General features: G+C 71.4%; 19 protein-coding genes. 9 read left to right on the top strand and 10 right to left on the bottom strand.

Features of this window, described 5'->3' with window-relative positions; genetic code table 11:
- Positions 1-99: 99 nt before the first annotated feature.
- The 4 genes from ACQG07_RS11700 to ACQG07_RS11685 are packed head-to-tail and all read right to left on the bottom strand — an operon-like array spanning position 100 to position 3,553.
- Positions 100-732, bottom strand: a complete 633-nt coding sequence (locus ACQG07_RS11700) for a GNAT family N-acetyltransferase (RefSeq protein WP_079705011.1) — start codon at positions 730-732, stop codon at positions 100-102.
- Positions 733-781: 49 nt separating this feature from the next.
- Positions 782-1,897, bottom strand: coding sequence for a lactonase family protein (locus ACQG07_RS11695; protein ID WP_274499344.1), 1,116 nt, complete (start codon positions 1,895-1,897; stop codon positions 782-784).
- Between the two features lie 42 nt (positions 1,898-1,939).
- Entirely contained in the window at positions 1,940-2,233 is a 294-nt protein-coding gene (locus tag ACQG07_RS11690) for a winged helix-turn-helix transcriptional regulator (RefSeq protein ID WP_079705009.1), read from the bottom strand.
- A gap of 33 nt (positions 2,234-2,266) precedes the next feature.
- Complete coding sequence (locus ACQG07_RS11685; protein WP_064295554.1) at positions 2,267-3,553, bottom strand: adenylosuccinate synthase; 1,287 nt, start codon at positions 3,551-3,553, stop codon at positions 2,267-2,269.
- 252 nt (positions 3,554-3,805) lie between these two features.
- Here ACQG07_RS11685 and ACQG07_RS11680 point away from each other — a divergent pair, with 252 nt between their 5' ends.
- On the top strand, positions 3,806-4,558 hold the full coding sequence (locus ACQG07_RS11680; protein WP_064295553.1) for an HAD-IIB family hydrolase: 753 nt from the start codon (positions 3,806-3,808) through the stop codon (positions 4,556-4,558).
- Positions 4,559-4,678: 120 nt separating this feature from the next.
- Here ACQG07_RS11680 and ACQG07_RS11675 read toward each other — a convergent pair whose 3' ends face one another.
- Entirely contained in the window at positions 4,679-5,155 is a 477-nt protein-coding gene (locus ACQG07_RS11675; RefSeq protein WP_064295552.1) for a DUF3151 domain-containing protein, read from the bottom strand.
- Between the two features lie 125 nt (positions 5,156-5,280).
- On the opposite strand from ACQG07_RS11675, the gene ACQG07_RS11670 reads away from it, so the two are divergent.
- The 3 genes from ACQG07_RS11670 (at position 5,281) to ACQG07_RS11660 (ending at position 8,570) form a co-directional block, all read left to right on the top strand.
- On the top strand, positions 5,281-5,976 hold the full coding sequence (locus tag ACQG07_RS11670) for a TetR/AcrR family transcriptional regulator (protein WP_137242368.1): 696 nt from the start codon (positions 5,281-5,283) through the stop codon (positions 5,974-5,976).
- Positions 5,966-6,622 carry a hypothetical protein gene (locus tag ACQG07_RS11665; protein ID WP_064295550.1) on the top strand — a complete coding sequence of 219 codons (657 nt, stop codon included), beginning with the start codon at positions 5,966-5,968 and terminating at the stop codon, positions 6,620-6,622. Before ACQG07_RS11670 ends, ACQG07_RS11665 begins: the two co-directional genes overlap by 11 nt.
- Before the next feature lie 70 nt (positions 6,623-6,692).
- On the top strand, positions 6,693-8,570 hold the full coding sequence (locus ACQG07_RS11660; RefSeq protein ID WP_079705006.1) for a YhgE/Pip family protein: 1,878 nt from the start codon (positions 6,693-6,695) through the stop codon (positions 8,568-8,570).
- Between the two features lie 430 nt (positions 8,571-9,000).
- Here ACQG07_RS11660 and ACQG07_RS11655 read toward each other — a convergent pair whose 3' ends face one another.
- Both ACQG07_RS11655 and ACQG07_RS11650 read right to left on the bottom strand, forming a co-directional pair.
- Entirely contained in the window at positions 9,001-9,321 is a 321-nt protein-coding gene (locus ACQG07_RS11655) for a hypothetical protein (RefSeq protein ID WP_137242369.1), read from the bottom strand.
- A gap of 247 nt (positions 9,322-9,568) precedes the next feature.
- Positions 9,569-10,174 (bottom strand): TrmH family RNA methyltransferase, encoded by a 606-nt coding sequence (locus tag ACQG07_RS11650; protein ID WP_137243139.1) that lies wholly within the window; start codon positions 10,172-10,174, stop codon positions 9,569-9,571.
- A 170-nt stretch (positions 10,175-10,344) separates the two neighbouring features.
- On the opposite strand from ACQG07_RS11650, the gene ACQG07_RS11645 reads away from it, so the two are divergent.
- Both ACQG07_RS11645 and ACQG07_RS11640 read left to right on the top strand, forming a co-directional pair.
- On the top strand, positions 10,345-11,142 hold the full coding sequence (locus tag ACQG07_RS11645; protein WP_079705004.1) for an HAD-IIA family hydrolase: 798 nt from the start codon (positions 10,345-10,347) through the stop codon (positions 11,140-11,142).
- A gap of 61 nt (positions 11,143-11,203) precedes the next feature.
- Positions 11,204-12,244: a zinc-binding dehydrogenase gene (locus ACQG07_RS11640; RefSeq protein WP_426738377.1), complete on the top strand. Its 1,041-nt coding sequence runs from the start codon at positions 11,204-11,206 to the stop codon at positions 12,242-12,244.
- Between the two features lie 24 nt (positions 12,245-12,268).
- On the opposite strand, the gene ACQG07_RS11635 is transcribed toward ACQG07_RS11640, so the two are convergent.
- The 3 genes from ACQG07_RS11635 to ACQG07_RS11625 all read right to left on the bottom strand — a co-directional run bounded on the left by ACQG07_RS11635 (position 12,269) and on the right by ACQG07_RS11625 (position 18,206).
- On the bottom strand, positions 12,269-15,940 hold the full coding sequence (locus ACQG07_RS11635; protein ID WP_426738376.1) for a hypothetical protein: 3,672 nt from the start codon (positions 15,938-15,940) through the stop codon (positions 12,269-12,271).
- The gene (pyrE, locus tag ACQG07_RS11630) at positions 15,940-16,488 is read right to left on the bottom strand and encodes an orotate phosphoribosyltransferase (RefSeq protein WP_175116436.1); all 549 of its coding nucleotides are present in this window, start codon (positions 16,486-16,488) and stop codon (positions 15,940-15,942) included. Before pyrE ends, ACQG07_RS11635 begins: the two co-directional genes overlap by 1 nt.
- 161 nt (positions 16,489-16,649) lie before the next feature.
- Complete coding sequence (locus ACQG07_RS11625; protein WP_426738375.1) at positions 16,650-18,206, bottom strand: amino acid permease; 1,557 nt, start codon at positions 18,204-18,206, stop codon at positions 16,650-16,652.
- A gap of 239 nt (positions 18,207-18,445) precedes the next feature.
- Here ACQG07_RS11625 and ACQG07_RS11620 point away from each other — a divergent pair, with 239 nt between their 5' ends.
- The 3 genes from ACQG07_RS11620 to ACQG07_RS11610 are packed head-to-tail and all read left to right on the top strand — an operon-like array spanning position 18,446 to position 21,994.
- Entirely contained in the window at positions 18,446-19,813 is a 1,368-nt protein-coding gene (locus ACQG07_RS11620; RefSeq protein WP_079704999.1) for a glutamine synthetase family protein, read from the top strand.
- Positions 19,800-20,642, top strand: a complete 843-nt coding sequence (locus ACQG07_RS11615) for a gamma-glutamyl-gamma-aminobutyrate hydrolase family protein (RefSeq protein ID WP_411557834.1) — start codon at positions 19,800-19,802, stop codon at positions 20,640-20,642. The genes ACQG07_RS11620 and ACQG07_RS11615 overlap by 14 nt, the downstream gene beginning before the upstream one ends.
- Entirely contained in the window at positions 20,639-21,994 is a 1,356-nt protein-coding gene (locus tag ACQG07_RS11610) for an aldehyde dehydrogenase family protein (RefSeq protein ID WP_426738374.1), read from the top strand. Before ACQG07_RS11615 ends, ACQG07_RS11610 begins: the two co-directional genes overlap by 4 nt.
- Positions 21,995-22,038 lie beyond the last annotated feature (44 nt).

The raw sequence follows: 22,038 nt of genomic DNA, 5'->3' as shown, positions 1-22,038 counted from the left end.
GCAGGTGAACAGTGCCCTTCGACAAGCTCAGGGACCGGGCGCGGGGCTCAGGGACCGGGCTGGGGGCTGAGGGACCGGGCGGGGGGCTCCGGGGCCGCGTCAGCCGCGGAGGGCGACGGGGCCGGGGCTCCTGGCGAGGCGCTCCTCGAGACCGGACCGGACCTCCGGCCACTCCTCGGCGAGCACGGAGAACAGCGCGGTGGTCCGCCACGTGCCGTCGGCCCGCTGCTTGTCGCGGCGGATGAGCCCCTCGAACGTGGCCCCGAGGCGCAGGATCGCGGTCCGTGAGCGTTCATTGCGCTCGTCGGCCTGGATCTTCACCCGGCCGAAGCCCGCGTCGAAGGCGAGCCCGAGGAGCAGCAGCTTCGTCTCGGCGTTGACGGCGGTGCCCCAGACGCGCGGGTCGTACGCCGTCCACCCGAGGTGGGCGGCCTCCCCCGGCTCGTCGAAGTCACCGAGCGTGGACGTGCCGACGAGGAGTCCGTCGTGCTCACCGCCGACGAGCCGGATGACGTAGGTGTTGCGCACGCCGGTCGTGAAGTAGCCGTCGGCGAAGGCGTCGAATTCGGCCTGCGTCGTCGGCAATCCCGCCGGCCCGCCGCCGTAGCCGCCGGCGAAGACCTCCGGGTGCGCGATCGCCGTGAACAGCTCCGGATAGTGCGCGCGGTCCAGCGGTTCGAGGCGGATGGTCCGGCCGTCGATGGGGCGGGGCTCAGGGCGTCGTGCGGTCACCGTTCCACCGTATCCGGTGACGGGCGTCGCGCGAGGACCGGTCTCGCGGTCAGGCGAGGATGAGGCAGGTGGGCGAACCGGCGTCGAGCGTCCCGAGGAGCGTCGTCGGGACCCCCGTGCGCTCGTCGAGCCGGAAGCTCGCGATGGAGTTCGACAGCTGGTTCGCGACGTGCAGGAAGCGACCCGACTCCCGGTGGTGGCGCGGCATCGTCCCGCCACACTCGACGTCGGCCACGGCCTCGACCCGCGAACCGTCGCCGGTGACCCGCAACGTGGCGATGCGGTCGCTCCCGCGGACGCCGACGTGCAGCTGCTCGCGCGAGGCGGCGAGACTGATCTCAGCACCCGTGTCCCCCTCGGACACGCCCTCCGAGGTGGCGACGGTCGCCGCGAGGATGTGCCAGTGCCCGTCGGTGCCGTCGACACCGAGCGTGAAGACCTCGACCGAGTACTCGGTGATGACGTGGAGGTGGCCGCTCGGGTGGACGACGAGGTGTCGCGGACCCGTGCCGCGCGGGAACACGACGGTGTGGTCGAGCACCAACCGCGACCCACGGAGCTGCCAGATGCGGACCGTGTCGTGGCCGAGGTCGGTGGTCGCGATGCGGCCGTCCGGGAGGAGCGCTGAGGCGTGCGCCCGCGACGGTCGGGACGGCAGCGCCTCGCCGACAGCGGCCTCCAGCGCGAGGAGCGTGAGCGCGTCCTCGCCGGCGTCCGCGGACTCCGCCGCGAGCGCGGTGGGCGACGCCCAGGGGTCGACGGACGCCTCGCCGAGACGCGGGTCGCCTGCGAACGCCGCGTTCTCCGCGAGCGGCACCGTGACGACCCGACCGTCGCCGTAGCAACTCGCGATGAGGACGTCGGCACCGGGGACCGTCGCGACGTGGCACACCGAGTCGCCGGCTTCGATGGGTTTGCCGAACGGCGCGAGCCCGAACTCACCCGAGCGTTTGAACGCTTCGACGGCGCCGGTCGACTCGCTCGCCGCGTAGACGATCGGCAGCGTCGGGTGCAGGGTGAGGAAGGACGGCGACTGCGCCTCCGACGACTGCACGAGGCGGAGGGTGCCCGCCTCGTCCTGGCGCAGCAGGCTGATGCCGGCACCGGTGCCGTCGGCCTCCGAGGTGTAGGAACCGAGCAGGAGGTAGGGGTTGTCGTCGCTCACCCCCACAGTCTCCCACCTGCGCCGTCTCGCACCGGCGCCCGCTCAGGAGATGCGGCGGGCGCGGACGCCGGCCGCGTACTCCTTCGGGGTCATGCCGATCGCCTCACGCACGATCCGGATGAGCGTCGCGCGGGTGATCCCGAGCGCGTTCGCTAGGGTGACCAACGAGAGGTCGGGATCGTCGTCGAGGGTCGCCAGAGCGCGCCGGACCCGTGGGTCGAGCGCACCGGCGTCGCGCTGGGCACGCACCGCCGGGCGAGGCCTGACCTCACCGCTCGTGAGCTCCTCGACCGGTGGCAGCCCGGGCAGGGACGGCTGACTGGATTCGTCCACCATGGCGCGTTCGACCCTCGTCGTTCGCTGCTCGGGTCAGTCGACGAGGTCGTGACGCACGACGATCGCGTCGCGGCCGGGACCCACGCCGATCGCGGAGATGCGCGAACCGCTCATCGCCTCGAGCGCCAGCACGTAGTCCTGGGCGTTCTTCGGCAGGTCCTCGAAGCGGCGGACACCGGTGATGTCCTCCTGCCAGCCGGGGAACTCCTCGTAGATCGGGACGGCGTGGTGGAAGTCGGTCTGCGAGACCGGCACCTCGTCGACCCGGACGCCGTCGACCTCGTAGGCGACGCACACCGGGATGGTGGCGAGGTCGTCGAGGATGTCGAGCTTCGTCAGGACGAAGTCGGTGACGCCGTTGATGCGCGCCGCGTACCGGGCGATCGGGGCGTCGTACCAGCCGACGCGACGCGGGCGGCCGGTCGTCGTGCCGAACTCGAAGCCCTTCGAGCGGAGGTAGTCGCCGGACTCGTCGAACAGCTCGGTCGGGAACGGGCCGGCGCCGACGCGGGTCGTGTAGGCCTTGACGATGCCGATGACGCGGTCGAGACGGTTCGGGGCGACACCGGAGCCGGTGGCCGCACCACCCGAGGTCGCGTTGGAGGAGGTGACGAAGGGGTAGGTGCCGTGGTCGACGTCGAGCATCGTGGCCTGGCCACCCTCGAAGAGGACGATCTTGCCATCGTCGAGCGCCTCGTTCAGCACGAGCGCGGTGTCGGCCACCATCGGGCGGAGTCGCTCGGCGTAGGCGAGGAGGTCGGCCACGATCTCGTCGACCGTGATGGCGCGGCGGTTGAAGACCTTGACCAGCAGGTGGTTCTTCTGGTCGAGGGCGCCCTCGACCTTCTGGCGCAGGATGTTCTCGTCGAAGAGGTCCTGGATGCGGATACCGACGCGGTTGATCTTGTCGGCGTAGGCCGGGCCGATGCCACGGCCGGTGGTGCCGATCTGGCGCTTGCCGAGGAAGCGCTCCGTCACCTTGTCGATGGTGCGGTGGTACTGGGTGATGACGTGCGCGTTGGCGCTCACGAGGAGGCGCGAGACGTCGATGCCGCGGGCCTGAAGTGCCTCGAGCTCATGGAACAGCACCTCGATGTCGATGACGACACCGTTGGAGATGACGGGGACGACGCCGCTCGTCAGGATGCCGGACGGCAAGAGGTGGAGCGCGTACTTCTCGTCACCGATGACGACCGTGTGCCCCGCGTTGTTGCCGCCGTTGAACTTCACGACGTAGTCGATGCGGTCACCGAGCAGGTCGGTGGCCTTCCCCTTGCCTTCGTCGCCCCACTGGGCGCCGACGATCACGATTGCTGGCATCTGGATGCCGCCCCTTCCGGATTCTCGTGTGCCCGGCGGATCCGCTGGGGAACCTCGCCCTGACAGGCCGGACGCCCACCCTCTGCGGGCGGGCGTCTCGTGCACGCACCCCTCCATCGTACCGGAGGAGGGTCACGGGCACCGAGTCCCAGGCTGCGCTCGATACCATGAGGGGATGTTCAGGCCTCGGGCGGCCGTCCTGCCTGCCGATCGCCCTCGACGACCGTCCTCTCGACCGACCGAACGGAACCCATGACCTCCCTGCCGCGCCTCGTCGCCTTCGACCTCGATGACACCCTCGCCCCGTCGAAGTCCGCGCTCGACCCTCGCATGGCCGAACTGTTCGTCGCGCTCCTCGAACGCACCTCGGTGTGCATCATCTCGGGCGGCCAGATCGTGCAGTTCCAGAACCAGGTGCTCGACCGGCTCGGAGCGGCGTCGCCCGAGGCCCTCGGCCGACTGCACCTCATGCCCACCTGCGGCACCCGGTACGACCGCTTCGACGGCACCGCGTGGGTCACCGTCTACAAGCACGACCTCACCGACGATCAGAAGGCCCGCGCCATGGGCGCGCTCGAGACCGAGGCCAAGCGACTCGGTCTCTGGGCCGACGAGACCTGGGGCCCGATCCTCGAGGACCGCGGCTCGCAGATCACCTTCTCCGCCCTCGGGCAGGCCGCGCCGGTCGCCGAGAAGACCGCCTGGGACCCCGACGGCGCGAAGAAGGAGTCGCTGCGCGCCGCCGTGCAGGCGCTGCTTCCCGACCTCGAGGTCCGCTCCGGCGGCTCGACCTCCGTCGACATCACCATGGCGGGCGTCGACAAGGCGTTCGGCATGACACGGCTCGCCGAGCACACGGGCATCCCCCTGGAGGAGATGGTCTTCGTCGGCGACCGTCTCGACGAGGGCGGCAACGACTACCCGGTCCTCGCGCTCGGGGTGCCGTCGGTGGCCGTGCACGGCTGGCAGGACACCGCGGCCTACCTGGAGTCGCTCGGCCTGTAGGGCGTCGGTTCGACCCTTCGACAGGCTCAGGGACCGGGGATGGGGCTCAGGGACCGGGGACGCGGCCTGCCCTTCGACAGGCTCAGGGACCGGGGATGGAGCTCAGGAGCCGTGGAAGGGCTAGTCGGAGCCGAGGATGACGATCGCGGAGGTCGGCGGGGCCGCCGCCGCGACGAGGTACTCGATCTCCTCGGACGCGGTGGGGTCGGCCTCACGCAGGAAGGTGTCGAGACGCTCGACCTCTTCGGTCTCGCCGATCGCCTTCGCGGAGCGGCGGAGCGCGTAGAGCGAGCGCAGCACCCCGCGGTTCGGCGCGTGCGACCACGGGATCGGGCCCTGACCGCGCCAGCCCGCGGCACGGAGCGAGTCCAGGCCGCGGTGGTACCCGACCCGAGCGGCCGCGTAGCCGGGGATCGGCGACTGGGGGTCGTGGACCGCGTCGGCGAGGAGTGCCCAGCCGAGCGAGGAGCGGGGGTGGGCCGCGAGGAGGTCCGCCAGCGCCTCGATCGAACCGACGGCCGCGTGGAACTCGGCATCGGTGGCGCTGTCGTCCGGCAGCAGTGTCGGAGGGGTTGCCATCAGATTCTCACCGGTCATCGTTCAACCATAGCTCCGTTCCCATGCCCTGGCGTGGGAGGAAGCTGGCAGCCCTCGCTGAGAGCTCGCCGCATCCGCCGACATCGATATTGCACACCGCTGTGCAAGATAGTACGATCGCTGTCATGACCACCACCCAAGCGCCCGCGAGCGGATCGCGAGCCCCTCGTCGCGACGCCGCCGAGAACCGCGTCGCGCTGCTCGAAGCCGCCCGCCTGGCGCTCCGCAGCGACCCCGACGCCAGCCTCGAGACCATCGCGGCGGCCGCCGGCCTCACCCGCCGTTCGGTGTACGGACACTTCGCCACGCGTGACGAGCTCGTGAACGCCGTCGTCGTGGCGGGGGCCGAGCGCGTCGCCTCGTCGATCACGGCCGTCCAGGGCGACGACCCGCTCACCACCATCGCGCTCATCGGCGACGTCCTCTGGGCCCAGGTGGACCACGTCCGCATCATGGCGCCGCTCGCCGTCCGCGGGCCGCTCCGCGCCGTCACGGCGGCCGCCCTCGAACCCGTTCGGACCCTCCTCCTCCGCACCGTCGAGGCCGGTGTCGCGGACGGTTCCATCCGCCCCGACATCGACGCCGGCGTGCTCGCCCGACTCGTCGAGAGCACGGCCGTCGGGGTGCTCGAAGAGGCGACCCGGTCCGGCCTCTCGACGAGCGCCGGCCGCCGCCTCGTCATGCTCGCGACCCTCGGGGCGGTCGGCCTGTCGTGGCAGGACGCCACGGCGGTCGCCGACCGCGCCGACACCGAACACGCAGACACCCACCGCCACACCACCGGCACCGGTACGAACGAGGAGTCCTCCCATGCGCGTTGAACTCGACGGCGTCTCCAAGGGCAAGGGCGGCATCGTCCTCGAGCCGACCTCCCTCTCCTTCCGGACGGGCGAGGCGACCTTCGCCCGCGCCGAGACCGAGCAGCGGCCGACCGTCCTCGGCCTCATCGCCTCCGGCCGCATGAAGCCCGACACCGGGACCGTCCTCGTCGACGGAGCGACCGACCGCAAGACGATGCGACGCGTGATCGCGCTCATCGACGCCCCCGACGTCTCCGAACCGGCCAGCGGCGTCGCGGTCTCCGGCGTCGTCGCCGAGGAGCTCATGTTCGCCGGCCGGGCGAGCCACCCCTTCGCCGTCGCGCGGTTCCTCGAGTCGCTCGACCTCGCGCACCTCGCGAAGCAGCCGATCTCGACCGTCGCGCCGACCGACCGCGTGCGGCTCCTCACCGAGCTCGCCGTCCTCCGGGAGGACGTCACCGCGCTCGTCCTCGTCTCCCCCGACCGCCACGGCGGCGACCCGCTCGAGTGGTGGAACCTCGCCCGCAAACTCGCCGCCCGCGGGTACGGCGTCCTCGTGATCGCCGGTGACGCCTCGGCGACAGCCATCAACGCCACCGCCGACGCCCCGGTGTCCGAGAACGCCACGGACGAACTCGTCCCCCTCTTCCAGCAGGACTGGTCGTGACGCACACCGTGCACCACGACCGTCCAGCCCTCCCCTCATCCCGCACCACCCGTCCCCAGAAGGACCTCCTGTGAAGATCTTCGCGATGATCCGCGCCGAACTGTCCCGCCTGTGGGCCACGCCCATGTCGCGGCTCGCCCTCGTCGCCCTCATGTGCGTCCCGCTGCTCTACGGCGGCCTGTACCTTTGGGCGAACCAGGACCCGTACGCCAAGCTCGACCAGGTGCCCGTGGCGCTCGTCGTCGAGGACACCGGTGCGCCGGCGACCGACGACACCACCGGCGACGCGACCGGCGAGACGGAGAACTACGGCGACGACATCGCCGACCAGCTCATCGAGGACGGATCGTTCGCCTGGCACGAGGTCAGCGCGGCCGACGCCGCCCGGGGCGTGAACGACGGGACCTTCGACTTCAGCGTCACGATCCCCGCCGACTTCTCGACCTCACTCACCTCCGCATCGGGCGACGCCCCGCAGCAGGCGACGGTCCAGCTCACGACCAACGACGCCAACAGCTACCTCGCGACGACGATCGGCGAGCAGGCCGTCAAGCAGATCAAGGCGACCATCGTGCAGACGGTGAACCGCCAGGCCGCGGGCCGGTTCCTCATCGCCCTCGACACGATCAAGACGAAGCTCGTCGACGCCACCTCGGGCGCGACGCAGTTGGCCGACGGCGCCCAGCAGGCCTTCGACGGTGCCGGGACGGCCCAGGCCGGCGCGGCGACCCTCGCGTCCGGCACCGCGCAGATCGCCTCGGGGACGGCCAGCCTGCCCGCCCAGACCGACCAGCTGGCCTCGGGTGCCGAGCAGGTGGCGTCCGGGACCTCGACCCTCGCCGGCAAGGGCGACGAGGTCGGAGCAGCCGCCCAGCGGCTCGTCGACTCGATCCCCACGGCCCGCGCGCAGATCTCGCAGACCCTCGCGGAGAACGGCTTCACCCCCGAGCAGATCGCCCAGGTGCTGGCACTGCTCGACCCGGTGGCCGCTGACGCCACGACGGCGAACGAGCGCGTCCAGACCGTCGTGTCGCAGGTCGACCAGTTGAACAGCGGCGCCCAGCAGGTCGCGGGAGGTGCCCGGAAGCTGAGTGACGCGATGCCCGCGCTCGCCTCGGGGACGCAGCAGGCCGCCGACGGTGCCGCATCGCTGCAGACCGGCCTCACGAGCCTGCAGACGGGGCTCGGCACCCTCCGTGACGGCATCGTCACCCTCCGCGACGGTCTGCAGTCGGGCGCGGACGCCATCCCCGCGACCACGGCGGACTCCCGCGAACTCCAGGCCAAGACGATCGCCGATCCGGTCAAGCTGACCAACTCCTCCGTGACGAGCGCGGGCACCTACGGAGCCGGACTCGCGCCGTTCTTCGTCAGCCTCGCCGCCTGGATCGGCATCTACGCGCTCTTCCTCATCGTCAAGCCGGTGTCTCGGCGCGCGATCACGGCGCTCCACAGCCCCATCAAGGTGACCGTCGCCGGTTGGCTCACGCCGGGCCTCCTCGGGACGATCCAGATGGTCGCGCTGTTCGGCATCCTCGCCGGCGCCCTGCACTTCGAGGTCCACAACCCGCTCGCGACCTACGGGATGATGGCGCTGGCGTCCCTCACCTTCGCGGCGATCATCCTGACGCTCAACGTGTGGTTCGGCAGTGTCGGGCAGTTCCTCGGCCTCGTGCTCATGGTCGCCCAGCTCGTCACCGCCGGCGGGACGTTCCCCTGGCAGACACTCCCGGCGCCGCTCGCAGCCCTGCATCACGTGCTCCCGATGTCCTACGCGGTCGACGGCATGCGCCAGTTGATGTACGGCGGACGGATGGACGCCGCCCTGCAGGACGCCGGGGTCCTGCTCGCCTGGCTGGCGATCGCGCTGAGCCTCTCGGCGATCGGCGTGACGCGGATGACGCACGCCAGGACGCTCCGCGACCTCCGGCCGAGCCTCATCGGCTAGGCACCGGTCGAGCGCGCAGGCGCCCGCGCAGGAGCGTCGTCCTCGGGTGGGACGACGCTCCGGCGCGTGCGGTACGCCTGCTGCGTGCGACGCCCATTCGGGTCGGGCATCGTTCGACGTCGGCGTCTGAGCGCCGCGTCGATCCGGGTTCGGGTCCGCCCGACAGCGTTGCACTCCCTTGAGTGATCGCGCGAACGCTCGTTCATGACGCGGAACGCGGCAGATTCTCTGGAACGTCGTCGAGCCACCGGACGGACCGCCCGTCGTCCGTGGCGGAGACCCTGCCGTCGTACCCCGGAAACACCGGAGGCCGCCGGGAGTGGGGGGACTCCCGGCGGCCACCGGTGCGACGGAACGGGCGTGTTCCGTCTGGAGCAGCTGAGCGACGTGGTTCGGGCCACGGCGACCGGCTGCGGGTGCAGCGCGCTGATCAGCTGGAGAGCAGCGACGCCTCCTCGCGCTGCTCGGCGAGCATCCGACGACGAGTCGCGAACGCGGCTCCGGCTCCCCAGATGAGGAGCGACGCGAACAACGCACCGGCCGGAGCGATGAGCTCGCCCGAGCCGGTCTGTGTCGCACTGATCGAGCTCGACGCCTCGTCGACCCGGGCGTCGGCCTGAGCCGGCGCGGCGACGCCGACGATGAGGGCGACCGCGAGGGCTGCCGGGACGGCGAGCGCGGCGATGCCACGGACCTTGGACGGGTGGGTTCCTCGTTCGGGCGAGGCTCCCAGGGCAGAACGGTGCGTCATCTTCGATTCATCCTTCGGGTGACCGCCGATTCGCACCGCACGGATTCGGGTCCGTGCGGTGGCCCTCGGTGGCTTCGGGTGCCGGAGGGATTCGGGTTCAGCGGTGGAGTGTTGCTCCGCTAGACAGTATGCCGGGCGGTGTCGGCACTTTGGGGGACCGCGGGGTCAATTGAGGGAATCTTGAGGTGTTCCTGAGGTAGGCGCAGCGCTGCCGTTGGAAACCCCCCGCGGACGGGGGCCAACCCGATCAGGAGGCGTCGAAGGAGACGTGCTGCATGACCCAGGCGTGCATCGCGACGGCCGCCGCCGCGGAGGCGTTGATCGATCTCGTCGACCCGAACTGGGTGATCTCGAGCACGGCGTCGGCCGCGGCGAGCGCTTCCGGCGAGAGCCCCGGCCCCTCCTGTCCGAAGAGCAGGAGGCACCGCTCGGGGAGCCTGAACGTCTCGATCGGGACCGAACCCGGCACGTTGTCGATCGCGATGATCGGCAGCTCGGCCGCCGACGCCCAGGCGACGAGCGCCGCGACGTCGACGTGGTGCTCGACGTGCTGGTAGCGGTCGGTCACCATGGCTCCGCGTTTGTTCCAGCGACGGCGTCCGACGATGTGGACGGTGTCGGCGGCGAACGCGTTGGCGGTGCGCACGATCGACCCGATGTTCATGTCGTGCTGCCAGTTCTCGATGGCGACGTGGAACGGGTGGCGGTGGTCGTCGATGTCGGCGACGATGGCCTCCATCGACCAGTACCGGTAGCGGTCGACGACGTTCCGGGTGTCGCCGTCGCGGAGCAGCTCGGGGTCGTACCAGGGGTCGTCCGGCCACTCCCCCTGCCATGGACCGACGCCGGCCATCGGGCTCTCGGCCTGATCAGGGCCGACGACCGGGTCGACCGGGTGGAGCGGGGTCTCTGGCACCAGCCAACCCTACCCGCGCCGTGCCACACTGGAGGTCCGGGCCCGACGCCGCGCCACCCCCGCGGCGCAGCGCTCGCGTAGCCCGCACGGAGCACCTGGAGGAACGCATGTCACGACGCGACGAGGTCGAATGCTGGCTCACCGACATGGACGGCGTGCTCGTCCATGAGAACCACGCCCTCCCTGGTGCCGCAGCGCTCCTGCAGCAGTGGCAGGACCAGCGGACGCCCTTCCTGGTGCTCACCAACAACTCGATCTTCACCCCGCGCGACCTGAGCGCCCGACTGCGTGCCTCCGGGCTCGACGTGCCCGAGGAGTTCATCTGGACCTCCGCGCTCGCGACGGCCGCCTTCCTTGCCGAGCAGGAGCCGGGCGGTTCGGCGTTCGTCATCGGGGAGGCCGGGATCACCACGGCCATCCACGAGGCCGGCTTCACCATGACGGAGACGAACCCCGACTACGTGGTCGTCGGCGAGACCCGCAACTACTCGTTCGAGGCCATCACCAAGGCGATCCGCCTCATCGCCGGTGGCGCACGCTTCATCGTCACGAACCCCGACGCGACCGGACCGAGCAAGGACGGCCCGCTTCCGGCGACCGGCGCCATCGCGGCCCTCATCACGAAGGCCACCGGCATGGAGCCCTACGTCGTCGGCAAGCCGAACCCGATGATGTTCCGATCGGCGCTCAACAAGATCGGCGCCCACTCCGAGAACACCGGCATGATCGGCGACCGCATGGACACCGACATCGTCGCGGGCATCGAGGCCGGTCTCCACACGATCCTCGTGCTCACGGGCATCAGCGACGAGGCCGAGATCAACCGCTACCCGTTCCGTCCGAACGAGATCCTGAGCGGCGTCATCGACCTCGTGAAGACCGAGCCAGTCGAGGTCGAGATCTAGGCCCTCCCGCCACCACCAGCCACACCGATCCACTCCGCCCCGCCACGCACCGAGGACTTCCATGCGCGCCGTCGTCTACGACCAGTTCACCGCCGAGCCCGAGGTCCGCGACGTCGCGGATCCGGTGCCGTCCGACGCCGGCGTCGTGGTGCGGGTGGAGACCACGGGGCTCTGCCGGAGCGATGCGCACGGCTGGCTCGGGCACGACGACGGCATCGCCCTCCCCCACGTGCCCGGCCACGAACTCGTCGGGCGCATCCACGCTGTCGGCCCCGTCGTCGAGCGGTTCCGCGTGGGCGACCGCGTCACGGTGCCCTTCGTGTGCGCGTGCGGACGCTGCGCCCAGTGCCTCGCCGGGAACGGGCAGGTCTGCCCGAACCAGACCCAGCCGGGCTTCACCCACTGGGGGTCCTACGCGGAGCTCGTCGCCCTGCACGACGCCGACGTGAACCTCATCCCGGTGCCCGAGTCCCTCGACGCCGGCGCCGCCGCCCTCCTCGGGTGCCGCTTCGCGACGGCCTTCCGCGGGCTCGTCCACCGCGCCGGGCTCCGTAGCGGGGAGCGCCTGCTCGTCGTCGGCTGCGGCGGCGTGGGGCTGAGCGCGGCCATGATCGGCGTCGCGCTCGGTGCCGAGGTCATCGCCGTCGACATCGACGCCTCTGCCCTGGCGCGTGCGGCGTCGATCGGCGTCACGCACACGATCGACTCCAGCGGGCTCGACGAGGCCGCCGTCCTCGCTCGCATCGCCGAAGCCGCGCCGGCGGGCGTGCAGGTGTCGGTCGAAGCCCTCGGGCGCGAGTCCACGATGCGCCTCAGCCTCCTCGCGCTGGCACCGATGGGCCGTCAAGTGCAGATCGGGCTGTTCTCGAGCGAACCGACCCTCCCGCTGCCGCGCATCATCTCGCAGGAGCTGTCGCTCCACGGCAGCCACGGCATGCCGGCGTCCGACTACTCGGAGCTGCTCGACCTCGTCGCGAGCGGCGCGCTCCGCCCGCAGGACCTCATCGAACACCGCATCGGCCTCGACGAGGCACCGGCAGCACTCGCCGCCCTGGCGTCCGGCGACCGCTCGACGGGCGTGACCGTCATCGACGTCGCCTGACCCGCGTCGGCGTCAGGTGCGTCGTCAGACGGTGTCCGGGGCTCCGGCCGTCGACCACCCTGCGGACACGCTCGGCATCGTGGCGTCGGCAGCCGCACCGGCCGCGTTCGCGGCACCGACGAGCGTTCCGAAGTAGAACGCGAGCAGGAGCAGGACCGCTGCACCCAGGCCGACGACCGCCCAGAGCAGCGCCTTCGGGATGCCCTGATCCGCGTGCTCTCCGCGGTATTCGGGGAGATCGCGATCGGGAGCGGACTGCGTGGCCTGAGGCGGCAAGGTGGCGCCGACGATACCCGCAGCCGCGGCCGGGGTCGTGAGCGCGCTCGCGCCCTCGAGTTCCGGGAACGCGACCGTCTCGCCGGGGAGCGCGGCCGGGGCCGTCTGCGGCACGTTCGCGACCGGTCCCTGCGAGGGGACGGCCGCGGCGTGTGCGCCGAAGACGGAGACCGAGGCGGGGATCACGGGTGTGGGCGCGGTGTTCGGGGCGACATCGGGCTCGGCCACCGGGGAGGTGTCCGCAGCATTGTCGTCGTCTCCGGCAGCGTGGGCCCCGGTTCGTCGGGACCCGCCGGTGTCGTCGGCGTCCGTGCCGTCGACATCGGTACCGTCGGCGGCGACGAGGCCCGGGATGGGGGCGAGCGGGAGATCAGGTTCGGCGATCGCGTCGGCCTGGAGCGACCACCCACCCTCGGCGGCGAAGGCGTCGGCAAGCGACCGTGCCGAGGTCGCCTCGGCCGTGGCGATGGCGTCTGGCTGATCGGACGGCTCGGACGGCTCGGACGGGGCGACCGTGGCCGTGTCGTCGACCTGCTCGGTGTCGGCGGGCGGCGTGGCAGCCGGCCCGCCGTCAGTCGCGGCGCCATCCGCCGAGGCGATCTGGACCGCATCCGTGTCGGGTCCGAGGTCGAACAGCGACTCGAGCCGCAGCTCCTCGCTGACCGGCTCGGGCTCGCCGACCGGCTCAGGGCCGATCGAGCCCTCGTCGGCGAGTGGGGCATCCGGCGCGGCGGCATCCGCGGTGGGATCGGTCGCACCGTCGGCGACTGCGCCGTCCGGCACGAACGACGGAAGCGGTGTGACGCCCGCTGCAGCGAGTGGGACGGCGTCGAACTCGACGATCTCCTCGTCGAACTCGTCGTCGAGCTCCTCCGGGTCGACGGCGAACACCGGGGTCTCGGGAGCAGGAGTCTCGGTGACGTGGGTCGGTGCCGTCTCGGGAGCGGAGTCGGCGTCGAGGTCGGCCGAGGTCTCCGTGTCGTCGGTGTCGTCGCCCGAGCTGAGCCCGGAAGCGACGCCCGCAGCGGTTGCGGCCCCTGCGGCGGCGAGGCCACCGGCCGCGACGGCTGCGTCGAACCCGCCGAGCGACAGCGTCGGGAAGAGGTCGACCGTGTCGTTCGCGGCGGGGACGATCGGTGCGGCGTCCGGCGCGGAGCTGTCGGTCTCGGTCGCGTCGTCGGTCCAGCTGGCGAACTCGTCACCGGGTCCGTCGACGAGCGGGCGACCGAGCGTGACGGCGGCGAGGCCCGGAGCGAAGGGCTGGACGTCGCCGGCGATGAACGCGGCATCGGGCACCTCGCCTTCGAGCGCGAGCTCCGAGGGGGACTCCGCACTCACGGCTGACGACTCGGCGCCCTCCCACTCCACCGGCGGGACCGGGATGGGCTGGGTCGTGGGAGCCGCGTGCACGAGCGGGTCGAGGGCGTCGTTCGGCGCGAGGTCCCACACGAAGGGCGCGGTGCCGAAGGGGCTGACCGTGGGCTCGGGTTGCACGCCGTCGAGGGAGATGAGCTCCGTGATGGAACGCTCGGCCTTCGGAGTCGGCGGGCCGAAGGCTGGTGGGACGTCGGCGGCGCCCGTCGCGTCGTCGTCGACCGGTGTGTCGTCACGGCCGACCTCGGCGTCGGTGTCGGGTGTCGGCGCCGGAGGAACGGCTGCTGCTGCGGCTGCGGCACCCGCCAGGGCCGAGAAGCCCGGACCGCCGAGGCTGTCGAACGGCCGCGTCTCATCGAGCGGCTCGGCATCGACGTCGGGGACCGTCTCGGGCCACGGGACGTCGGCTGGTGAGGTCGGCTCCGCTGCGCTCGCGGGCGACGCCGCTGCGACCGTGTCCCAGCGGAACGGTGCCGCGGGGGTGATCGGTTCGGAGGCGACGATGCCGTCGGATGCGGGCTCGGGGTCCGAGTCGGTGGTCGGCTCGACCGGCTCGCTCGCGGACGGGGACGTCGCCTCATCGGTGGCGGCGACGGCGACGGACTCGTCCGCGGTGTCGAGCTGCTGGGGCGCCTCGTCGACCGGCTCAGCGTGCAGTTCCTCGGACGGCTGCTCCTCCGGTGCCGCCGGCGCGGCGCCGAACGTCGCACCGAACGGTTCCGTCAACCAGGCCAGCGGATCCGTGCGCGGCGCGGCGGCCTCGGCAGTCGCCAGCTCGGCGGTCCAGACGTCGTCGGCAGCTGCTTCGCCGGCCGGGGTTTCGTCGGGTCGCGCGGCGGTGGGCGCCGAAGGGTCGATCGTCGTGTCACGGACCTCGACGGTCTCGCCACCGAGGACGTCGTCGCCGAACGTCTCGGAGAGACTCCAGGAGCCCTCCGGGAGATCGTCGTCCTGCACTTCGGTGTCGGGCGTCGTCGCGGAGCCGGACGGCACATCGTGGTCCGCCGCGGTGGGCGTCGGCATCACCGGCGGGGCGGTGGGCGGCAGCGGTGCGGCGGGCGTGCCGCCGGCGGGCGTCGAGGCGGCGGTCGTCGCGCCGGTCTCCTCTGCTTCGACCGCGGCCCAAGCCACCGGGTCGTCGGCTGCGAGTGCTCGGGCCGTGGGCAGGACGGCCGTCGACACGTCTTCGGGGGCTGTGCGCGCGTCGTCGTCGCCGGTGTCGTCGCTGCCGCCGAGGCTCCAGGGTTCGTCGTCGACCGGTGGCAGGACGACCGGGTTCGTTGGCGCGGGCCGGAAGGTACCGGCGGGCGCGTGCTGGAGGACGGAGTCGGTGTCGACCGTCAACTCGTTGCGGGCGGGCGGCACCGGCGATGCCGGGGCAGGGGTCGGTGGAACGACCGGGAGCTCGAGGGCGTTCGGGTGCCGCAGACCCTCCGACCGGGCAGGAGCTTCCTCGGGCAGCGGGTCGGCCGGGGCTGCAGGCGTGGCGGGTGCGGCGACCTCCGCGCTGGGTGCGTCCGGCGTCTGCGGTGCGGGGACCGGTGTCGGGTCGTCGGCCGGGTTCGGCACCTGGCTCTGCCACCAGGCGAGGAGTTCGGCCTCGCTCGCGAACTGACCGGGAGCGGTGGCCGGAGCGGCGGGGGCCGGCTCGGCGGCAGCGGGCGTCTGCTCGACGGGAGCGGGCAGCGGCTCGACCGGAGCCGGCGTCGGCTCAGCGGCCGTCGGGGTCGCGGGCGCATCCGGCACGGACGGCGCGGACGGCACGGACCACTGGGGCTCGGCCGGGACCGGCGCGGTCACCGGCGAAGCAGCGGGCTGGGCAGCGGCGTCGCCGACGACCGGGAGGACACGCGTCCGGTCGTCGTCGTCGTCGACGGGCACCGGAGCGACGGCTGCCGACGGCTGCTCGTCGACCGCGTCGGTGTCGGGCTGCGTCTCGATCGCCTCCGTGTCGTCGGCGTCGAGCTGCGAGAGCAGCCAGTCGGTTCCGTCCGCGGGTTCGTCCGGCAGCCCGGCCCCGCCGCGTCCGGTTCCGTCGCCGGACATCAGACGAGTCCCAGGTCTTCCAGGCCGATCGCGGCCAGGTACTGATAGCCCGCGGCCTCGATGATCTCGCGGGCGCCGGTCGCGCGGTCGACGACGACGGCGACGGCGACCACCTCGGCTCCGACCTTCTCGAGCGCTTCGGCCGCCTTGAGCGGTGACCCACCGGTGGTCGAGGTGTCCTCCAGCACGATCACGCGCTTGCCCTGGAGGTCGGGGCCCTCGACCTGCTTGCCGCGGCCGTGGTCCTTCGGCTCCTTGCGGACGACGAACGCGTCGTAGGTGAGTCCGCGCGCGGCACCCTGGTGCAGGATCGCGGCGGCCACCGGGTCGGCGCCCATGGTGAGGCCACCGACCGCGAAGACGTCGGGGACGTCGGCGATGAGGTCGATCATGACCTGCCCGATGAGGGGCGCGACGCGGTGGTCGAGGCTCACCTTGCGGAGGTCGACGTAGTACGTCGCTTTCTTGCCGCTCGTCAGGGTGAAGTCACCGTGGAACACGGCTTCCGCCGAGATGTGGTCAATGAGCTGAGCTCGTGCGTCCGTCACGTCGACGAGTCTACAAGCTGTGACCCCCATCGCCGCAGTCGCCCGGATGGGGGCGTTCCGCATCCCCGACGCAGGAGAGCCCCGGCGTATCGGGCACGACTCGCCGGGGCTCGGGGACGCCACACCGCCACGTCCTGCGTCGGGGCGGCTGCGTCCGGGGGTCAACGCGCGGTGCCGGAGCCCGGTTCCTCGGGACGATCGGCTGCGAGCAGCTCCGCCTCGGTCGCGCCGCCGTAGCCCTCGGTCTCCGGGTCGCCGTGCAGGCCGCCGGAGACCGCGTACTCCTCCTCGGGCGACATGACGAGCCGGTGGCGACCCCAGACGGCGAAGGCGACCAGCATGACGACGTACACGACGACGATCGCGATGATCGCCGGCAAGAACGTCGGGTTGAGCAGGAAGCCGACGAAGATGAGCGCGGCGATGACGGCCGCGATGACCGCCCCCGGCACACCCCAGGGGCTGCGGTAGGGCCGCTTGGCGTTCGGGAACTTCTTCCGCAGCAGCAGGAACGCGATCATCTGCATGAGGTACGCGAGCACCGCACCCCAGACCGCGATGTTCAGCACGATCGCCCCGGCGACGCCGCCCGATCCGCCGGCCGCGTCGACGATGAGCAACGCGATGAACCCGATGATCGCGCCGGCCACGAGGGCCACCCACGGCGTCTGCCGCTTGCCGGTGAGGGAGAGGAACCGCGGGTAGTACCCGGCGCGGGACAGCGAGTACATGTTGCGACCGTAGGCGAACATGATGCCCTGCAGCGAGGCGAGGAGCCCGATGAGGGCGAAGAGGGCGAGGACCGCCGCCGCGCCGTCACCGACGATGGCCCTGAAGCCGTCGAGCAGGGGCTCGCCCGCCGTCCCCGTCGCCTCGGCGCCGATCACACCGGTGTTGAGGAACAGGACGAGGAGGCCGGTCACGATGAGCGTGCCACGAGCCCAGAACCCGGCCTTCGGGATGTCGCGCACCGGGTTGTGGGACTCCTCCGCCGCGAGCGGCAGCTCCTCGATGCCGAGGAAGAACCACATCGCGAAGGGCAGGGCGAACAGGATGGGGAGGACGCCGTGCGGCAGGAACTCGGTCTGGCCCGCGTCGGGGGCGATGTCGAACAGGTTGGCCCAGGCGAACTGGCCGGAGAAGATCGCCATCGCGGAGAAGACGAGCAGGATGCCGATGGAGATGATCGAGACGACGATCGCGAAGCGGAAGGAGATGCTGGCGCCGGCGGAGTTCAGCGCGATGAACGCGACGTACAGGATCGCCCACCACACGGGCGACGGCATGGAGAACCCGAGCAGCTCGCTCGTGATGGCGTCGGCGTAGGAGGCCGAGAAGTACACGATCACGGCCGTGGTCGCGACGTACTCGATGGTCTCCGCGAGGCCGGTCACGAACCCGCCGAGCGGACCCATCGCCGCTCTCGCGAACGAGTAGGCCCCGCCGGTGTGCGGCATCGCCGCGGCCATCTCCCCGATCGAGAAGATCATGCCGTAGTACATCGCGACGAGGATGACGAAGGCGATGAGCATGCCGCCGAACCCGGCGAAGTCGATGCCGAAGTTCCAGCCGGAGAAGTCGCCGGAGATGACCGCCGCGACGGCGAGGCCCCAGAGGCCCCACACCCCGGCGGACCGCTTCAAGCTGCGTTTCTCGAAGTACCCCTCGCCGGCCGCGGTGTAGGTCACCCCGGAGATCTTGCGCGTGTCGTCAGCCATCGATGCGTCCTGTCGCTCGGGTTGCGCGCTCGTCGGGCTCGCACAACGTCCTCAGATTCGGTTGGCCCGACTCTAGGACCTGCAATGGTCGCGTGTACATACCTTTGTGAGGAAACCCGTCTCACAATTGCTTCGATCCGGTGGAGGTGCTGTGATGTAATGGTCGAGTTCGCGACCTTTCAGTTCTCCATCGAGGCAGAACGCCGACGACGGGTCCCCCGGATCAACGAGGAGCTGCCATGCACCCACGCTCAGGAAACCTGACGCTCGAGGAGCTCACGACGGCCGTCGCCGCACGCGAGATCGACACCGTGATCCTCGCGTTCACCGACATGCAGGGCCGACTCGTCGGCAAGCGCGTCTCGGCCCGCCTCTTCGTCGAGGACGTCGCCGAGCACGGAGCGGAGTGCTGCAACTACCTGCTCGCGGTCGACGTCGAGATGAACACCGTCGACGGCTACGCGATGTCGAGTTGGGAGCGCGGCTACGGCGACATGGCGATGATCCCCGACTTCTCGACCCTCCGCCGCGTGCCCTGGCTGCCGGGCACGGCCCTCGTCACCGCCGACCTCCAGTGGCTCGACGACGCCCCGGTGGTCGCTTCGCCCCGTCAGATCCTCATCGCCCAGCTCGAACGGCTCGCCGAACGCGGCCTCGTCCCGTTCGTCGGCACGGAGCTCGAGTTCCTCGTCTTCGACGACACCTTCCGGGAGGCCTGGGCGAAGGACTACACGAAGCTGACCCCCGCCACCGACTACAACATCGACTACGCGATCCTCGCGTCGACCCGCATGGAGCCGTTGCTGCGCGACATCCGCAACGCCATGGACGGTGCCGGCATGTACTGCGAGGGTGTCAAGGGCGAGTGCAACCTCGGGCAGCAGGAGATCGCGTTCCGCTACGACCACGCCCTCGTCACCTGCGACAACCACTCGATCTACAAGAACGGGGCGAAGGAGATCGCCGACGCCCACGGCAAGAGCCTCACGTTCATGGCGAAGTTCGACGAGCGCGAGGGCAACAGCTGCCACATCCACATCAGCCTCCGCGGCGAGGACGGTTCGGCCGTGTTCGCGGACCCCGACGCGCCCGACGGCATGTCGAAGCTCTTCCGGCACTTCCTGGCCGGGCAGCTCGCCGCGATGCGCGAGCTGACGATGTTCTTCGCCCCGAACATCAACTCCTACAAGCGCTACGTCGACGGCAGCTTCGCCCCGACGGCCGTCGCCTGGGGACACGACAACCGCACGTGCTCACTCCGGGTCGTCGGCCGGGGCCTCGGCATGCGCGTCGAGAACCGGGTGCCGGGCGGCGACGTCAACCAGTACCTCGCCGTCGCCGCGCTCATCGCCGCCGGACTGCACGGCATCGAGAACGAACTGGAGCTCGAGGACCCGACCAGCGGCAACGCCTACACGGGCGGTGCGCCCCGCGTCCCGACGTCGCTCCGGGAGGCGGCCGAGCTCTTCTCGCAGTCGACGATCGCCCGCGAGGCCTTCGGCGACGAGGTCGTCGACCACTACCTGAACTTCGCGAAGGTGGAACTCGCCGCCTTCGACGCCGCGGTGACGGACTGGGAGCGGGTGCGCGGCTTTGAACGCCTCTGACCCGAACGTCCCAGCGACCGACCCGCCCGTCTCGAGCGCCCCGCTCATCGGCATCACGACCTACCTCGAACAGGCCCAGACCGGGGTGTGGGACGTCCCGGCGTCCTTCCTCCCGAAGGTGTACCTCGACGCCGTGACGGATGCGGGTGGGATCGCGGTCCTCCTCCCACCCCAGCCGGTCACCCGTGCCGTGGCCGCATCCGTGCTGGCGCGGCTCGACGGCCTCATCGTCTCGGGTGGCGCCGACGTCGACCCCGGCCTGTACGGGCAGGTCGCCCACCCGCGCACGGGTCGGCCACGGACCGACCGGGACGCCTGGGAGGAGGCGCTGCTCACGGCGGCGATCGACGCCGAGCTGCCGTTCCTCGGCATCTGTCGTGGCGCGCAACTGCTGAACGTCGCGCTCGGCGGGACGCTGGTCCAGCACCTCCCCGACCTCGTCGGCGACGACTCCTTCCAGCCCGGCGAGGGCGTCTTCGGGCCGAAGACCGTGGCGATCGATGCCGACTCGCGACTGGCCGCGCTGCTCCGGCAGGACGACGACGAGCTCGACGTGCACGTCTACCACCACCAGTCGATCGACCGCGTCGCCGACGGGCTCGTCGTCACCGCTCGCACCGAGGAGGGCGTCATCGAGGCGGTCGAGCTTCCGACGGTCCCCTTCGGTCTCGCCGTGCAGTGGCACCCCGAGGAGGAGACGGCCGACCGGCGTCTCTTCGCCGGGCTCGTGGACGCCGCGCGTCGACACCGCGACGCCGGGACCACCGCAGGACTCAGCACCAGCACCAGCACCACACCCGGCACCGAGAGCAGGAGCACCGCACCGTGAGCTACACGATCCTCAATCCGGCAAACGAACACGTCGTCACGACCGTCGAGCACCTCGACCTCGCCGAGACGGACGCCGCCATCGCCCGCGCCGCCGTCGCCCAGCGATCCTGGGCAGCCGTCAGCCCCGCCGACCGCGCCCAGGCGCTCCGCCGTTTCGCCGCATCGGTCGACGCCGACCGCGAGCACCTCGCGAGCCTCGAGGTCGTCAACTCGGGTCACCCCATCACCCAGGCGCGGTGGGAGGCCGGTCACGTCCGCGACGTCCTCGAGTACTACTCCGCGTCACCCGAACGGCTCTTCGGTCAGCAGATCCCCGTCGCAGGGGGCATCGACCTCACCTTCCACGAACCGCTCGGCGTCGTCGGCATCATCACCCCGTGGAACTTCCCGATGACGATCGCGGCCTGGGGCTTCGCACCGGCGCTCGCGGCGGGGAACGCGGTGGTCCTGAAGCCCGCGGAGTGGACACCCCTGACGAGCATCCGCCTCGGTGAACTCGCCCTCGAGTCCGGCCTGCCCGAGGGCCTGTTCCAGGTGTTGCCGGGCCGCGGATCGGTCGTCGGCGAGCGCTTCGTCACGAACGAGACCGTCCGGAAGGTCGTCTTCACCGGGTCGACCGCCGTCGGCAAGCGCATCATGGCCGGCGCGGCCGAGCAGGTGAAGCGGGTCACCCTCGAACTCGGCGGCAAGAGCGCCAACATCGTGTTCGCAGACGCCGACCTCGAACGCGCGGCCGCCGCCGCCCCCTACGGCGTCTTCGAGAACGCTGGCCAGGACTGCTGCGCCCGGAGCCGGATCCTCGTGCAGCGGAGCGTGTACGAGCGGTTCATGGAGCTGTTGGAGCCGGCTGTGCAGGGTGTGGTCGTCGGCGATCCGAACGACGAGGCCACTGAGATGGGGCCGCTCGTCTCCGCTCCGCATCTGGCCGCCGTGCGCTCGTACGTGCCCGAGGGTGCGCCGGTCGCCTTCACCGGGAGCACCCCGGACGGCCCGGGGTACTGGTTCGCGCCGACCGTGCTGACGCCCGGCCGCGACGACCGCACCGTCCGGGAGGAGATCTTCGGTCCCGTCGTCGCCGTGCTGCCCTTCGAGGACGAGGCCGACGCCCTCACCCTCGCGAACGACACGGAGTACGGCCTCTCCGGCTCGATCTGGACCCGTGACATCGGCCGTGCGATGCGGGCCGCTCGAGCGGTGGAGTCGGGCAACCTGTCCGTCAACTCCCACTCCTCCGTCCGCTACTCGACCCCCTTCGGCGGGTTCAAGCAGTCGGGTCTCGGGCGCGAGCTCGGTCCCGACGCCCCGCTCGCCTTCACCGAGACGAAGAACGTCTTCCTCGCCGTCGACTGAACGACCCGCACCACCCCGGTCCCTGAGCTTGTCGAAGGGCGGGG

The organism is Plantibacter sp. 2H11-2 (genome assembly GCF_050031945.1).
GTDB classification, from domain to species: domain Bacteria; phylum Actinomycetota; class Actinomycetes; order Actinomycetales; family Microbacteriaceae; genus Plantibacter; species Plantibacter auratus.
Note: the sequence above shows the minus strand (reverse complement) of the source record. Positions and strands in the feature narration are given on the sequence as shown.